General features: G+C 54.1%; 15 protein-coding genes and 3 tRNA genes. 6 read left to right on the forward strand and 12 right to left on the reverse strand.

The features are described from left to right. The first annotated feature begins 44 nt into the window (after positions 1 to 44). Positions 45 to 1,541 carry an efflux transporter outer membrane subunit gene (locus EZJ17_RS07315; protein WP_067444042.1) on the forward strand — a complete coding sequence of 499 codons (1,497 nt, stop codon included), beginning with the start codon at positions 45 to 47 and terminating at the stop codon, positions 1,539 to 1,541. Between the two features lie 197 nt (positions 1,542 to 1,738). Continuing rightward, positions 1,739 to 3,772, forward strand: a complete 2,034-nt coding sequence (locus EZJ17_RS07320) for a M3 family metallopeptidase (protein ID WP_151086353.1) — start codon at positions 1,739 to 1,741, stop codon at positions 3,770 to 3,772. A gap of 367 nt (positions 3,773 to 4,139) precedes the next feature. On the opposite strand, the gene rplI is transcribed toward EZJ17_RS07320, so the two are convergent. The 7 genes from rplI to EZJ17_RS07355 all read right to left on the reverse strand — a co-directional run bounded on the left by rplI (position 4,140) and on the right by EZJ17_RS07355 (position 6,055). After that, entirely contained in the window at positions 4,140 to 4,592 is a 453-nt protein-coding gene (gene rplI, locus EZJ17_RS07325) for a 50S ribosomal protein L9 (RefSeq protein WP_067441423.1), read from the reverse strand. 19 nt (positions 4,593 to 4,611) lie between these two features. Further along, complete coding sequence (gene rpsR, locus EZJ17_RS07330) at positions 4,612 to 4,842, reverse strand: 30S ribosomal protein S18 (RefSeq protein WP_067441425.1); 231 nt, start codon at positions 4,840 to 4,842, stop codon at positions 4,612 to 4,614. A 6-nt stretch (positions 4,843 to 4,848) separates the two neighbouring features. Then, complete coding sequence (gene priB, locus EZJ17_RS07335; protein ID WP_067441469.1) at positions 4,849 to 5,145, reverse strand: primosomal replication protein N; 297 nt, start codon at positions 5,143 to 5,145, stop codon at positions 4,849 to 4,851. A gap of 10 nt (positions 5,146 to 5,155) precedes the next feature. Then, positions 5,156 to 5,530 carry a 30S ribosomal protein S6 gene (rpsF, locus tag EZJ17_RS07340; protein ID WP_067441428.1) on the reverse strand — a complete coding sequence of 125 codons (375 nt, stop codon included), beginning with the start codon at positions 5,528 to 5,530 and terminating at the stop codon, positions 5,156 to 5,158. A gap of 251 nt (positions 5,531 to 5,781) precedes the next feature. Beyond that, a tRNA-His gene (locus EZJ17_RS07345) sits at positions 5,782 to 5,857 on the reverse strand. 11 nt (positions 5,858 to 5,868) lie between these two features. After that, positions 5,869 to 5,945: transfer RNA gene (locus EZJ17_RS07350), tRNA-Arg, on the reverse strand. Between the two features lie 32 nt (positions 5,946 to 5,977). Then, a tRNA-Pro gene (locus EZJ17_RS07355) sits at positions 5,978 to 6,055 on the reverse strand. Positions 6,056 to 6,434: 379 nt separating this feature from the next. On the opposite strand from EZJ17_RS07355, the gene folD reads away from it, so the two are divergent. Then, positions 6,435 to 7,298 carry a bifunctional methylenetetrahydrofolate dehydrogenase/methenyltetrahydrofolate cyclohydrolase FolD gene (folD, locus tag EZJ17_RS07360; RefSeq protein WP_067441431.1) on the forward strand — a complete coding sequence of 288 codons (864 nt, stop codon included), beginning with the start codon at positions 6,435 to 6,437 and terminating at the stop codon, positions 7,296 to 7,298. Between the two features lie 435 nt (positions 7,299 to 7,733). On the opposite strand, the gene lolD is transcribed toward folD, so the two are convergent. The 4 genes from lolD to rpmB form a co-directional block, all read right to left on the reverse strand. Further along, on the reverse strand, positions 7,734 to 8,414 hold the full coding sequence (gene lolD, locus EZJ17_RS07365; RefSeq protein WP_067441433.1) for a lipoprotein-releasing ABC transporter ATP-binding protein LolD: 681 nt from the start codon (positions 8,412 to 8,414) through the stop codon (positions 7,734 to 7,736). Then, entirely contained in the window at positions 8,407 to 9,657 is a 1,251-nt protein-coding gene (locus tag EZJ17_RS07370; RefSeq protein ID WP_067441436.1) for a lipoprotein-releasing ABC transporter permease subunit, read from the reverse strand. The genes lolD and EZJ17_RS07370 overlap by 8 nt, the downstream gene beginning before the upstream one ends. 355 nt (positions 9,658 to 10,012) lie before the next feature. After that, positions 10,013 to 10,168 carry a 50S ribosomal protein L33 gene (gene rpmG / locus EZJ17_RS07375; protein ID WP_003822324.1) on the reverse strand — a complete coding sequence of 52 codons (156 nt, stop codon included), beginning with the start codon at positions 10,166 to 10,168 and terminating at the stop codon, positions 10,013 to 10,015. A gap of 25 nt (positions 10,169 to 10,193) precedes the next feature. After that, on the reverse strand, positions 10,194 to 10,427 hold the full coding sequence (rpmB, locus tag EZJ17_RS07380) for a 50S ribosomal protein L28 (RefSeq protein WP_035579964.1): 234 nt from the start codon (positions 10,425 to 10,427) through the stop codon (positions 10,194 to 10,196). 357 nt (positions 10,428 to 10,784) lie between these two features. Here rpmB and EZJ17_RS07385 point away from each other — a divergent pair, with 357 nt between their 5' ends. From EZJ17_RS07385 to EZJ17_RS07395, 3 genes are all read left to right on the forward strand, one after another. Further along, positions 10,785 to 11,330 (forward strand): RNA 2'-phosphotransferase, encoded by a 546-nt coding sequence (locus EZJ17_RS07385; protein ID WP_067441439.1) that lies wholly within the window; start codon positions 10,785 to 10,787, stop codon positions 11,328 to 11,330. A 278-nt stretch (positions 11,331 to 11,608) separates the two neighbouring features. Beyond that, the gene (locus tag EZJ17_RS07390) at positions 11,609 to 12,358 is read left to right on the forward strand and encodes a GNAT family N-acetyltransferase (RefSeq protein WP_067441442.1); all 750 of its coding nucleotides are present in this window, start codon (positions 11,609 to 11,611) and stop codon (positions 12,356 to 12,358) included. Between the two features lie 21 nt (positions 12,359 to 12,379). Continuing rightward, positions 12,380 to 13,180: a lysophospholipid acyltransferase family protein gene (locus EZJ17_RS07395; protein ID WP_067441444.1), complete on the forward strand. Its 801-nt coding sequence runs from the start codon at positions 12,380 to 12,382 to the stop codon at positions 13,178 to 13,180. A 160-nt stretch (positions 13,181 to 13,340) separates the two neighbouring features. Here the strand turns inward: EZJ17_RS07395 and dapE are convergent, their stop codons facing one another. Next, positions 13,341 to 14,477 (reverse strand): succinyl-diaminopimelate desuccinylase, encoded by a 1,137-nt coding sequence (gene dapE / locus EZJ17_RS07400; RefSeq protein ID WP_067441447.1) that lies wholly within the window; start codon positions 14,475 to 14,477, stop codon positions 13,341 to 13,343. Positions 14,478 to 14,592 lie beyond the last annotated feature (115 nt).

Consider the following 14,592-nt stretch of genomic DNA (forward strand, 5'->3'; position numbering starts at 1 on the left):
TCTGCCACATTGGAGGCTACCTGAAAACCATAAGGACAAAGCACATGAGAACAACCGTTTTAAAACCGATTGCCGGCAGCTTCGCCTTCAGCCTGCTGCTCTCCGCCTGCACCCTCGCGCCGCGCTATCAGCAGCCCGAAGTAAACGTGCCCGCCAATTTCCGCTACGACACCGCCGCCGGTCAAAGCAGCCGTGCCGCCGACACCGGCTGGGAAGACTACTTTGCCGACCCGCGCCTTAAATCCCTGATTACCCTGGCGCTGCAAAACAACCCCGACCTGCGTATGGCCACACTGAATGCCGAAGCGGTACGCGCCCAATACGCCATCACCCGCGCCGCCTCCCTGCCCGGCATCAACGCCAGTGGTACCGGCCAACGTGCCCGCGTGGCGCAAGATTTGAGCGCCACCGGCCGCTCCTACATCGCCGAATCCTACACCGTCGGCCTCGGTATCGCCTCCTACGAGCTCGACCTGTTCGGCAAAGCCCGCAGCAACAACCAAGCCGCACTGCAAAGCTATTTCAGCAGCGCCGCCGCCCGCGATTCCGCCCACCTCGCGCTGGTTTCTGCCGTGGCCAAAGCCTATTTCAACGAACGCTACGCTGAAGAATCCATGAAGCTCGCCCAGCGGGTGCTGCAAACCCGCGAGCAAACCTACCGGCTCAACCAAATCCAACACAATGCCGGCGTGATTTCCGCCGTCAATCTGCGTGAAATGGAAGCCCTGATTGAATCGGCCAAAGCCGACTACGCCGCCGCCCTGCGCGCCCGCGAGCAGGCACACAACGCCCTGGCCGTGCTGATCAACCAGCCCGTGCCCAATAATCTGCCCGCTGGCCTGCCGCTGAACAAGCAATTCCGCATCACCCAACTGCCCGCCAGCCTCTCCTCCGACCTGCTGCAAAACCGCCCCGATATCCGCGCTGCCGAGTACAACCTGCGCCAGGCCAATGCCAATATCGGAGCCGCCCGTGCCGCCTTCTTCCCTAGCATCAGCATCACCAGCAGCATCGGCACCGGCAGCACCGAGATGAATCGCCTATTCGACGGCATAAACCGCACCTGGGTATTCTCCCCCACCATCAAAGTACCGATTTTCAACTGGGGCAGTCTGCGCGCCAGCCTGGATGTGACCAAACTGCGCCAGCAATCGGCCGTGGCCGCGTATGAAAAAGCCGTGCAGTCCGCCTTCCAAGATGTATCCAACGCCCTAGTAGCGCGCGAAACCCTGCAACAGCAATACGATGCCCGCGTGCAAACCCAAAAAGCCTACAACGACCGCCTGCACCTGATTAATCTGCGCTATCGCCACGGCGTGTCCAGCTCGCTGGAAGTGCTCGATGCCGAACGCAGCAGCTATTCCGCCGATGCCGCCGTGCTCGCCACCCAGCTTTCCATGCTGGAAAACCTGGCCGACCTTTATAAAGCCCTCGGCGGCGGCCTCAAGCAACACACCGAAGCCGCCCCGGCCGCCGCAGCAACGCCGGCCCAAACCACAGCAGAAGCCGCTTCTGCCCCTGCTGCAGCAAACGGCAAATAATCCGGCTGCCCTCATTACGTTTTCAGGCAGCCTGCCCTGCCGACCCTCCCACACATATCATAGAAAGGTCGGCAGTTTTTTATCCGTATTCACACCGCAACTGAGGCTACCTGAAAACACCAATTAACCCTGCCCTTGTGAAAACCCGCCCCGCCCCTATTTGCCCGTATCATCCCCCATCATCAAAAGGAAAATCCGTGAATCCCCTGCTCCAACTCGGCGAAGAGCCGCGTTTCGACCAAATCCAAACCACCCACATCCGCCCTGCCCTCGAATCCGCCCTCGCCGAAGCCCGGGCCGACATTGCCGCCGTTAAGGCTCAAAGCGAAGCCACCTGGGCCAACACCGTGGAAAAACTCACCGACATCACTGAGCGCGTCGGCCGCATCTGGGGCGTGGTATCGCACCTCAACTCCGTGGCCGACACCCCCGAGCTGCGCGCCGTATATAACGAGCTGATGCCGGAAATCACCGTGTTCTTTACCGAAATCGGCCAAGACATCGAGCTTTACCAACGCTTCAAAACCATCAAAGGCTCCCCCGAATTCGCCGCCTTAAGCCCGGCGCAGCAAACCAAGCTCAACCACGACCTGCGCGATTTCGTGCTCAGCGGCGCCGAGCTGCCGCCCGAAAAACAGGCCGAATTCGCCGCCCTGCAAACCGAAGGCGCCCAGCTGGCCGCCAAGTTCTCGCAAAACGTGCTCGATGCCACCGATGCCTTCGCCCTCTATTTCGACAATGCCGAGCCGCTCTCCGGGCTACCTGAAGACGCCATGGCAATGTTTGCCGCCGCCGCACAGGCCGAAGGCAAAAGCGGCTACAAAATCGGCCTACAAATGCCGCACTACCTCGCCGTGATGCAATACGCCGACCGGCGCGAACTGCGCGAAGAGGTATACCGCGCCTACGTTACCCGCGCCAGCGAGCTTTCCAACGAAGGCCGTTTCGACAACAGCCCCAACATCACCCGCCGCCTCGAAATCACCCTGCAGGAAGCCAAACTGCTGGGCTACACCAACTTCGCCGAGTTCTCGCTGGCCACCAAAATGGCCGATTCGCCCGCGCAAGTGCTGGACTTCCTGCGCGACTTGGCCAAACGCGCCAAGCCCTTCGCTGAACAGGACTTTGCTGCCGTGCAGGCCTTCGCTCGCGACACCCTCTCCATCGAAAACCCACAGCCCTGGGATTTGGTCTATGCCTCCGAAAAACTGCGCCAGGCCAAATATTCGTTTAGCGAAACCGAAGTGAAAAAATACTTCCCCGTGAGCAAAGTGCTCCTCGGCCTGTTCACCCAAATCAAACGGCTCTACGGCGTGGATTTCACCGAAAAAACCGTGCCCGTATGGCACCCCGATGTGCGCTATTTCGAACTCTCGCAAAACGGCGCGCACATCGGCGGCGTATATATGGATTTGTACGCCCGCGAAGGCAAACGCGGCGGCGCATGGATGAACGACTATAAAGGCCGCCGCCGCCTGCCCAACGGCCAGCTGCAAAGCCCCACTGCCTATCTGGTATGCAACTTTACCCCGCCCGCAGCCGGCAAAGAAGCCCGCCTCTCCCACGATGAAATCCTCACCCTTTTCCACGAAACCGGCCACGGCCTGCACCATCTGCTCACCCAAGTGGACGAGCTGGGCGTGAGCGGCATCAACGGCGTGGAATGGGATGCTGTGGAGCTGCCCAGCCAGTTTATGGAAAACTTCGTGTGGGAATACGATGTACTGTGCAGCATGTCTGAACACGAAGACAACGGCGCACCACTGCCGCAGGAATTGTTCGACAAAATGCTCGCCGCCAAAAACTTCCAACGCGGCATGTTCCTCGTGCGCCAGATGGAATTCGCACTGTTTGATATGCTGATTTACAGCGAAACCGATCCCCCCCGTCTTTCCGGCTGGGCTCAAGTGTTAGACAGTGTGCGCCGCGAAGTGGCCGTGGTGCAGCCACCCGCCTACAACCGCTTCGCCAACAGCTTCGGCCACATCTTCGCCGGCGGCTACTCAGCCGGCTACTACAGCTATGCCTGGGCCGAAGTGCTCAGCGCCGATGCCTATGCCGCATTTGAAGAAAGCGGCAACGTAGCCGAATGCGGCCGCCGCTTCTGGCAGGAAATCCTCGCCGTGGGCGGATCGCGCAGCGCCGCCGAATCCTTCCAAGCCTTCCGCGGCCGCGCCCCCAGCATCGATGCCCTACTCCGCCATAGCGGCTTCGATTTAAACGCTGCCTAAACCGCGGGATATAAGAAAAGGCTACCTGAAAACATAATGCAACGCAGTTTCTGCGAAGCTAAAATTTTCAGGTAGCCCTTCTACTGAATAAATTATAGTCATGCCAAACAGGAAAGAGACAAAGCTGCAGTCCCAGACAGCACGGGAATACCGCAAAGTGAACCAACATCGGATGAAGAAATAAGTATTTAGCTATATTTCGCCATCCTATCTACCCATACTGTTTATGCCGCGTGGCCTTTTATGAAAATAATTGCTTTAGCCACATTAAAAAACGTATTTATCCCTTATACAGTAAAAATAATAAAATAAAGGCTACCTGAAATATTCGGGTAGCCTTTTTGATGTTGCAGATAACAGCGTGGGCTTATTCTGTGGCCGGCACAACAACCACGGTAATATTGGCTACAGCATCAGCATGCAGGGCAATTTCGACTTCGTATTCACCAACTGCTTTGAAAGGGCCGTTGGGCAGGCGTACGTTGGCTTTAGCAGCTTCCACACCAAATGCACGGATAGCTTCGACAATGTCGGCGTTGGTTACAGAACCGAACAAGCGTCCGTCCACGCCAGCCTTTTGGGCGATAGTGATAGATTGGCCCTCCAGTTTAGCCTGACGAGCCTGTGCATCAGCCAGGATTGCAGCCTGACGAGCCTCGAGTTCGGCACGGCGAGCCTCGAAGTCGGCCAGAGCAGCTTCGGTAGCACGTTTGGCTTTACCTTGAGGAATCAGGAAGTTGCGGGCATAGCCATTTTTTACGGTTACCACATCACCCAGATTGCCCAAGCCGCCAATTTTTTCTAACAGAATGATTTGCATAATATAAATTCTCCGTTAATTATTTGTGTTGGTCGGTGTACGGCAGCAGAGCCAGGAAACGGGCACGTTTTACGGCCACAGACAGCTGGCGCTGATAATGGGCTTTGGTACAGGTAATGCGGGCAGGAATGATTTTACCGTTCTCGGAAATGAAATCTTTCAACAAATCAACTGATTTGTAATCTACTTGTTTGATGCCTTCTGCGGTAAAGCGGCAGAATTTTCTACGTTTAAATGTTTGACGAGCCATCTCAATTCAACCTTTATTTTCAATAATTGTCTGTATATGCAATATGGGGCGACGGTATTTTTGGCTGTAAGCCGCAAGAAATCCGGATATATCCACCATACTGCCTGCTTTGTATTGCCAGAATTTTGCCTGTTTGCCGATTAATTTCGCCTGGAGTTCAAACCGGGCGAGATAATGTTCGCCTGCTTCTGTTTGCCACGATTCATGCTCTAAAACCAATCCCAATACGGCTATGCCGGCCGGGGTGTAGCGCAAGGCATCGACATCCTTGATGCGAGCGGTAAGGCTTACAGTATTGTTCAAAATCTCACACTTAGGCTTTGGTGGCAACTTCTTTCTGAGGCTGGCCATTCAGCAGGTTTTTGGATTTTTCTTCCTTCATCATGGGAGAAGCTTCGGTAACAGCTTCGTCCATTTTGATGGTCAGGTGGCGCAATACGGCGTCGTTGAAGCGGAAACCGGTTTCCAGCTCTTCGATGGCAGCCGGGGTGCACTCAATGTTCATCAACACGTAGTGTGCTTTGTGCAGCTTGTTGATGGGGTAGGCCAACTGGCGGCGACCCCAGTCTTCCAAGCGGTGAATGTGGCCGCCGGTTTCGGTAATCAGGGCTTTGTAACGTTCAACCATGGCAGGTACTTGCTCGCTCTGGTCGGGATGAACGATAAATACAATCTCGTAATGACGCATGTTCTCTCCTTATGGCTAAATACAGCCCGCCGTCATGCGGAAACAGCGGGCAAGGGTGGAAAGCGTGGCATTATATCGGTAAAGTATAGCGTAAGCAAGTATTTGCTGGGGGTAGCAGAATAATCGTGGCTTAGTGTGTGTACAATATTTGCACAATCAACACAGGCTACCTGAAAAAGAGGATTTAGTGGGGTGAAATAAGCTTGGAATACAAAGAAAACCCGCATGCTTCAGCATACGGGTTTTCAATTTGGGGTGGCTGATGGGGCTCGAACCCACGACAACCGGAATCACAATCCGGGGCTCTACCAACTGAGCTACAGCCACCATAAAACTTTTGGCGCGCCCGACAGGAATCGAACCTGTAACCGCCCGCTTAGAAGGCGGGTGCTCTATCCGGTTGAGCTACGGGCGCTATCCTGTCGTTCACAATTTCTCAGAGAACTTTGGTCGGGGCGGTGGGATTCGAACTCACGACCCTCTGCTCCCAAAGCAGATGCGCTAACCAGACTGCGCTACGCCCCGATAAGAAATGAGAATTGTACCCACGCTGCTTTTGTTTTGTCAAGCAGGTGATTCAAAATTAAATGTCGCCTTGCTTTCATGGATAACATTTCATGTTAGATAACAATTTATTAATAGAATATCTAATTCACAACACCAGTACGTGTATGCACAATAAACTCACACGGGCAAGATTTCCAGCAGCCCAAAAGAGTTATTAGCAACATGCTATAATCGCCACGTCGACAATCGTTGAAACCTTAGCAATTGCTGACTGCCGCGCATAGTGCTGCATGGATTATCTTTATTTTTTATCAATAGATTGCTACTTCTATTCGTGGCAGCCATTCAGCCAATTCATTTTACTTCCCCACCCAACCCGACAGAAAAGGAACAATCCATGACAGCCCAGATTCTCGACGGTAAAGCCGTTGCTAACGAACGTCTGCTGAAACTTGCCGACAAAGTGGCCGAGCGCCGCAAACAAGGCTTGCGCCCCCCGTGTTTGGCTGTTTTGCTGATTGGTAGTGATCCTGCCAGTGTAGTGTATGTGCACAACAAAAAAATTGCCTGTGAAAAGGCTAATTTCGATTCCCATTCCTACGAGCTGCCCGCTTCCACTACCGAAGAAGAACTGCTTCAGCTGATTGACGAACTCAATACCGCCCCCACCGTGGACGGCATTTTGGTGCAGCTGCCCTTGCCGGCACACATTAACAGCCAGTCGGTTATCGAGCGCATCCAGCCGGATAAAGACGTGGATGGCCTCCACCCCTACAACATCGGCCGGCTGGCCATGAAAATGCCGCTGATGCGCCCTTGCACACCCAAAGGAGTGATGACCCTGCTAGAAACTTACGGCGTGGAGCTGCGCGGCAAAAAAGTGGTAATCGTGGGCGCATCCAATATTGTTGGCCGCCCGCAGGCGCTGGAAATGCTGTTGGCTGGTGCCACTGTTACCGTATGCCACCGCTTTACTGTAAACTTAGAGCATGAGGTTTCTAAAGCCGACGTAGTGGTAGTGGGCACGGGCAAAGCCAGGCTGATTCAGGGCAGCTGGATTAAACCTGGCGCCGTGGTGGTGGATGTGGGCATCAACCGGCTAGCAGACGGCAAACTCTGTGGTGATGTGGATTTTGAAACCGCCAAAGAGCGTGCCTCCATGATTACTCCCGTTCCCGGCGGCGTAGGTCCGATGACTATCGCCATCCTGCTGGAAAACACCTACTATGCCGCCACGCTGCACGACAAACCGACAGCCTAAGGCGTACTTGTATGTGAAGAGCAAACTGCTATATCGGCAGTTTGCTCTTGTTTTTCGACAAAACAGCCATCCCAAAGGCTACCTGAAACCTTGTAGGCGGGCTCCAGCCCACCAACCAACACAGTGTATAGTGAATCAATTTTAAACTAGGACTACGTTGATTTGCCTCGCTGTGCTACCCGTACTATCTGCGGCTTACCACCTTACATCCGTTTCAGTTATTCCGCTATATACTAGACTGCCACATAACAAAGGCTGCCCCCAAATTTCCAAATGCTTTTACGTTTTCGCTTTGAGGTAGCCTCTGCTATGTGGCAGGCGCAACTTAGGCAACCATGTGTCTGCCTTACATGCCATTCTTCCTCAATAAATTGATGTTGCAAACATCAGGTTATGAGCGGCTTTCAGCCGTGTCAGGACAACTAGCGGACAGGTTCAACCTCGCAAACTGCCATCATCCATAGTGAGCACGCGGTCGAAGCGTTTGGCCAGCTGCTCGTCGTGGGTAACCACGATAAGGGCAGTGCCCAGCTCGTGTTTGAGCTCCAGCATCATTTCCAACGCGTGGGTGGCGTTTTTGCGGTCGAGGTTGCCGGTGGGCTCGTCGGCCAACAGGCAATCGGGCTTGGTTACCAGGGCACGGGCGATGGCGGCACGTTGGCGTTCGCCGCCGGAGAGTTCGCCTGGGCGGTGGGTTTTGCGGCTGCCCAAGCCGACTTTTTCTAAAATTTCGGCGGCGGCGGCCTGCGCTTCGGTGCGGCTTTTGCGTGCCACCAACAGCGGCATCATCACGTTTTCCAGCGCGGAAAACTCGGGCAGCAGGTGGTGGAATTGGTAAACAAAGCCCAAATGACGATTACGCAGCCGGCCGATGGCCACCTGGGAGAGGCTGTTTAGGCTCTGCCCTTGGATTTTCACTTCGCCACTGGTGGGCTTATCCAGCCCGCCGAGGATGTGCAGCAGGGTGGATTTGCCGCTGCCGGAGGCGCCGATGATGCCGATGCCTTCGCCTGAGGCTACCTGAAAATCGATATTACGCAGCACTTCCACTTTGAGGCTGCCGTCGTCGTAGGTTTTGCCTACGTTTTGGCATTGGATAACGGCTTCTTTATTCATAGCGCAAGGCCTCTGCGGGTTGGGTTTTGGATGCGCGCCAGCTGGGCAGCAGGGTGGCCACGAAGGAGAGGCCGAGGGAAATGGCAACAATCGCCAGCACGTCGGACAGCTTCACTTGCGAAGGCATGTAGTCGATGAAATAGATGGCGGAAGTAACCAGTTTGCGGCCGGCCATTTGCTCGATGGCGGAAACGATAGCGCCCACGTTCAGCGCCACGGTTACGCCCAGCACTACGCCGATAGCGGTACCGACCACCCCCAAAAGCGTACCCTGTACCAGGAAAATCTTCATAATACCGCGCGGAGGCAGGCCGAGGGTGCGCAAAATGGCGATGGCAGCCTGCTTTTCGGTTACGGTCATGATGAGGGTGGAAATCAGGTTGATGGAGGCAACAAGGCTGATGAAGAACATGATGACGAACATCATTTTTTTCTCCACCTCCACGGCTTGGAAGTAGTCGCGGTTTTGGTAGGTCCAATCGAAGGCGGCAATGCGGTTGCGCTGCTCGGCGGGCACAATGGTGGCGGTCACGTCGGGTGCGGTTTCCGGCTGCGAAAGGCGCAGCTGAATGCTGACATCGCCATCCCCGGCGCGATACAGGGTTTTGGCGTCTTCAATATGGATGATAGACAAGCTGTTATCTACAGCAAAAATGCCGGTGGAAACAGTAGAGGCCACAGTAAATTGCTTCATGCGAGGCACCATGCCCACCGGTGTAACGTTGCCTTCGGGCGAAATCAGGGTTACTTTTTCGCCAGGCTGCACGCCTAAGCGATCAGCAATATCTTTGCCCAAAATCATTTCAAACTGACCAGGTTTGAGCTGCTGATACAGCTCATTGGGCAGCTTTTCGCCGTATTCTGACACTTTTGGTTCTTCAGCCGGGTCGATCCCCTTTACCTGCACGCCCTGCACCTCACCGGAATTAGCCAACAGCGCCTGCCCACTCACGTAGGGCGCCACACCCAGCACGCGCGGGTTAGCTTGGGCGATTTTGGCCAGGCCCTGCCAGGTATCGCCCGGGTCGGCCTGTAGATAGCTCATCTGCATATGTGGGGTAACCTTCAGCAGCTGGCCGCGGATTTCTTTTTGAAAACCGTTCATGACGGAAAGCACCACAATCAGCGCGGTTACGCCGGTGGCAATGCCGAAAATCGAGATGATGCTGATAACAGACATCAGCCCGTTGCGTTTTTTGGCGCGCATATAGCGCAGGCCGATCCAAGTTTCTAAGGAAAGCATAGTGGAATGGGCTCCGCAGTCTGCCGAAGCAGGCTGCAATCGTGGGATTGGCGGGGTTTCAGGTAGCCTTTATCTGGCTAAACATCACTTCATACAGCATCAGTTCGCTTCATTTGCAAAATATGCTTCAGCGGTGTATTTGATACGGCGGCAAGGCACATACTACGCAAACTTGGCCAAGCATTAGACTTGCAAAAAGCGGCGCACAGTATACAGGCTCTTTGCCGGGCAGGGCATTGGTATTACGCGTATTTGCCCTCTTTAACGGCGGATGCGCCCTTAGTACGGCAGATATAGAAAACTGCATTCTCTGCCAAGCAGAAAATGCAGTCTGGGTAGAAAGTGTAGCTGAAGATTATTTCAGCTTGGTTTCTTTGTAAACCACGTGCTTGCGGGCAACCGGATCGAATTTTTTGATTTCGAATTTGCCGGGAGTAGTCCGCTTGTTTTTTGTGGTGGTGTAGAAATGGCCGGTGCCGGCGCTGGATTCCAGCTTGATTTTATCGCGCATGACTCTAATTCCTTAAATAATGTGATTAGGCTTCGCCGCGTGCGCGCAGATCAGCCAGAACGGCATCAATGCCAACTTTGTCAATCAAACGCAAAGCCGCATTGGAAACGCGCAAGCGCACCCAGCGGTTTTCGCTCTCAACCCAAAAACGGCGCGATTGCAGGTTCGGCAAAAAACGGCGCTTGGTTTTGTTGTTGGCGTGCGATACGTTGTTACCGGACATCGGCCGCTTCCCGGTTACTTTGCAAACTCGTGCCATGGTTAATTCTCCAAACTTCAAAAAATATTAGATAGAAACGAAACTTGCTTTATACCATAGAAAGCATTTTCGGTTCAAGTTCTATCGCGATGAACTTGGCGGATGTGCTGCTGGATACAACATTTTGTGGGTAGGGTGCCTGCAACGGTGTGCTGGATAGGTTTTGTATTTAACATGCTGTTTTAATAAGTTTATTTATTTAATGATTTTATTTTCAGATAGCCTTAATTGCTAAGAACAAGTGCTGCATCAGGCCGGTATGGTTTGATGAATGTGGTAGGGCTCATTTAATATTTTTTGTTTTTTAATCCCAGCGCGATATCAATACAGCCAAACACCAGATTTAAAGGCAATACAATGGACAAATCAAACGCCGGCGTGAGCAAATTCCTCAGTTATATCCTGCGCCATCATCCCGAAGCCATCGGTTTGACGCTAGATGGCGAAGGCTGGGCAGATGTGGGTGAACTATTAACCCAAGCAGCTGCGCACGGGCGCAACATCAGCCTGCCGCTATTGCATGAAGTGGTGGCCACCAATAATAAAAAACGGTTTACGCTGTCTGCCGATGGCCGCAAAATCCGTGCTGAACAAGGGCATTCCACGGCACAAGTGGATATTGCCTACACCGAAACCGAGCCGCCGGCAATCCTGTATCACGGCACGGCGCAACATTTTGCCGAGGCTATTGAACAGCAAGGCTTGCTGCCGGGCAGCCGGCATTATGTGCACTTGTCGGGCGATGTGGAGACGGCTGTATCGGTGGGTAGCCGCCACGGCAAGCCGTTGGTGTTGGAAGTGCAGGCCGGGCTGATGCGTCAGCAGGGTTTTGTATTTTATTTAACAGCCAATAAAGTGTGGTTGATTAAAGAAGTGCCGCCACAGTTTTTACGGCGAACATAAGAGGCTACCTGAAAATTTTCGATTGCTCAGGCAGGCTTTCAGGTAGCCTGTTAGCTATGGATTGATAGGGCTACCTGAAGGTACAAACTTTAACCCAGACCAAATACTTGGCCAGCAATATTATTGAATAATCTAGGGCGTGCTATTTCGCTGTCGAGTAAAACCTTTGTTAAAATCCGCCATTTCTGCCGCACGGGCAAACAATCTACTTGCCACTTGCGCCTTGTGGCTTTACAGTTCGGCCTGTGCGAAATGCACGTTTCTCAGGAGAAACACCCATGCAACAAATAAAAAACCAAGAATGGCTGCTGGTAGACGGCGGCAATCTTGAAGTGAGTGTAACCCGCGAAGCAGATGCCGTGGAAGAAGCGCAACGCCTGCGTTTCGACATCTTTGGCCGCGAGATGGGCGCCGGCATACACAGTGAAGACGGCCGCGATATCGACCGTTATGATGAATTCTGCCGCCACCTGATCGTGCGCGACAAAACCAGCGGCCGCATCATCGGCACCTACCGACTGATCACCGAAGAAGCGGCCCAAGCCGCCGGCGGCTGGTATTCCGATTCGGAATTCGATCTCTCCCGCATTCGCCACATCCTGCCCAAAACCGTGGAGCTGGGGCGCGCCTGCGTACATAAAGACTACCGTACCGGCGGCACGATTTCATTGCTGTGGATGGGGTTGATCAGTTTCATGCAAGCACATGGGCTGGAATACATGATCGGCTGCGGTAGCGTGCATGTAGATGACGGCGGGCATTATGCCGCCAGCCTGTTTAACCAGCTCAAACAGACCCATTACTCGCCCGAGGAATACCGCGTGTTTCCGAAAGTGCCGCTGCCGCTGAACGAACTGCGGCAGGATTTGGAGGTGGAGGCACCGCCTCTGATGAAGGGCTACCTGCGCGCCGGCGTGTGGATTTGCGGCGAACCGCATTGGGATAAGGATTTCGGCAGTGCCGATATGCTGGTGATGATGCCGATGGCCAATATCCATCCGCGTTACGCCAAACATTTTGTTAAATAAATCAGAAAACAAGGTTAGCTGATGCGTAGGCTCAGACTGATTGTCAGGCTATTTGGGGTGGCTGCCATTTTGTTGTGGGGCTGCCTTCAGGTAGCCTTGTTTTTCGGCCGTGAAAATAAGGCCAAACGCCAATGGCGGATTCAACGCTGGTCGCGCCAGTGCATGAAAGTGTTCGGTACCAAGCTGACCGTGCACGGCGCAGAACGTTTTTTCGCCGAAGGTGGCCAGTTTATGGTGGGCAACCACATCTCCTGGCTGGATATTTTCCTCATCAACTCTGTGCAGGCCGTACGATTTGTGGCCAAGCAGGAAGTGCGCGACTGGCCGGTAATCGGCTGGCTGGTGGCGCGGGTGGACACGATTTTTATTAAACGCGGCAACCGCCAATCATCGCAGCAGGTGATGGATGTGCTGTTGCAGATTTTGGAGGAAAAGGATTACGCGGTTGTCTTCCCCGAAGGAACAAGCACCGACGGGCGTGGCATCAAGCCGTTTAAGAGCGGGCTATTCGATACCGCCATCATCGGCAAATATCCGGTGTGGCCGGTGTTGGTGTACTATCCAAATGAAGACGGCAGCCCGAACACGGATATGGCCTATTGCGGCGAAATCAGCCTGTGGGAATCGTTCTGCCGCATCCTGCCGCAAAAGCGCAGCGAAGGCGTGCTGTATTTTCTGGAACCGATTTCGCCGGAAGGCAAAACGCGGCAAGAGTTATGCGCCGCCGCCCAGGCGCAAATTGCGGCCAAGATGGGCGAACTGCGCGGGCTGCCGCCGGAGAGCGTGGTGGAAGAAAAGGGGGCTGTGTTCGAGCGGACTTAAGCTGTCGTGATGATTGTTGGGCTGTCCAGTTTGTAGGGACGGCCTTTTGTTTGGTCTTGTAATTTTATTTTTTATTTCAGTGCATTGAATTTTCAGGTAGCCTGTAGATAAGCAGACCACCTGAAACTTTGTGGCATTCGGGTTGAAATACCCAACAGGTTTAATCGAGTAACAAGCGGCGCAAGATATTTTCGTAAATGGCAGAAAGCCGGGGGATGGCAGCTAGATCGATGTGCTCATCGATTTGGTGGATGCTGGCATTTACTGGGCCGAGTTCGATAAGTTCGCGGGCAATGGCTTTGAGGAAACGGCCATCTGAGGTGCCGCCGCCGGTGGAGAGGACGGCTTGGATGCTGCATTCTTCGGCAATAGCAGCTTGAGCGGCTTGGGTGAGGCGGCCGGCTTCAGTCAGGAAAGGTTGGCCGAAGAGCTGCCATTGGAGGCTGTAGCGCAGATGATGTTTATCCAGTATGGCCTCTACCCGGCGTTGCAGGCTTTCGGCATCAGATTCTGTGGAGAATCGGAAGTTGAATTGGACGGATAGCTCCCCGGGGATGACGTTGGTGGCACCGGTGCCGGCGTGGATATTGGAAATTTGGAAGCCGGTGGGCGGGAAGTAGGCGTTGCCGTTGTCCCAATGCTCGGCAGTGAGCTCAGTCAGAGCGGGAGCGGCAAGGTGGATGGAGTTGGCGGCAAGGTGGGGATAGGCAATATGGCCTTGTTTGCCGTGGATGGTGAGACTACCTGAAAGTGAACCGCGCCGACCATTTTTGATGGTATCGCCAAGGATGTGTTCAGCGGTAGGCTCGCCGACGATGCAGTAGTCGATATGCTCGCCGCGTGCACGCAGGGTTTCCACCACGCGCACGGTGCCGTCTTTGCCGTCGCCCTCTTCGTCTGAAGTAATTAGCAGGGAGAGGCTACCTGGAAATTGTGGATGCTGTGCAATAAAGCGCTCGCAGGCAGTAATGAAACAGGCGATGCTGGTTTTCATGTCGGCTGAGCCGCGCCCGTAGAGTTTGCCGTTGCGTTCGGTGGGCCGGAACGGCGGAGATGCCCATGCTCCAGCGGAGCCGGGCGAAACAACGTCAGTATGGCCAGCAAAGCACAATAGCGGCGTACCGCTGCCGCGCCGCGCCCATAAGTTTTGTGTGCGGCCAAAGGGCATGTGTTCAATAGAAAAACCAATGGCGCGTAAACGTTCGGCAATTATCTCTTGACAGCCGTGGTCATCTGGGGTGATGGAGGCCCGGGCAATAAGCTGTTTGGCCAGCCAGAGGGAAGAAGTTTCGGTCATGAGGAGCAGAATTGGGTAGATGGTGATGAAGCTGGGTTATAGCGAGTTTGGTTGGATTTGCCAAGTTATAGGTAGTCTGCAAGCTAGGGAAAGCTACCTGGAAACCAAGCTGTAC

It is taken from the genome of Eikenella exigua (genome assembly GCF_008805035.1).
Taxonomy (GTDB): Bacteria; Pseudomonadota; Gammaproteobacteria; order Burkholderiales; family Neisseriaceae; genus Eikenella; species Eikenella exigua.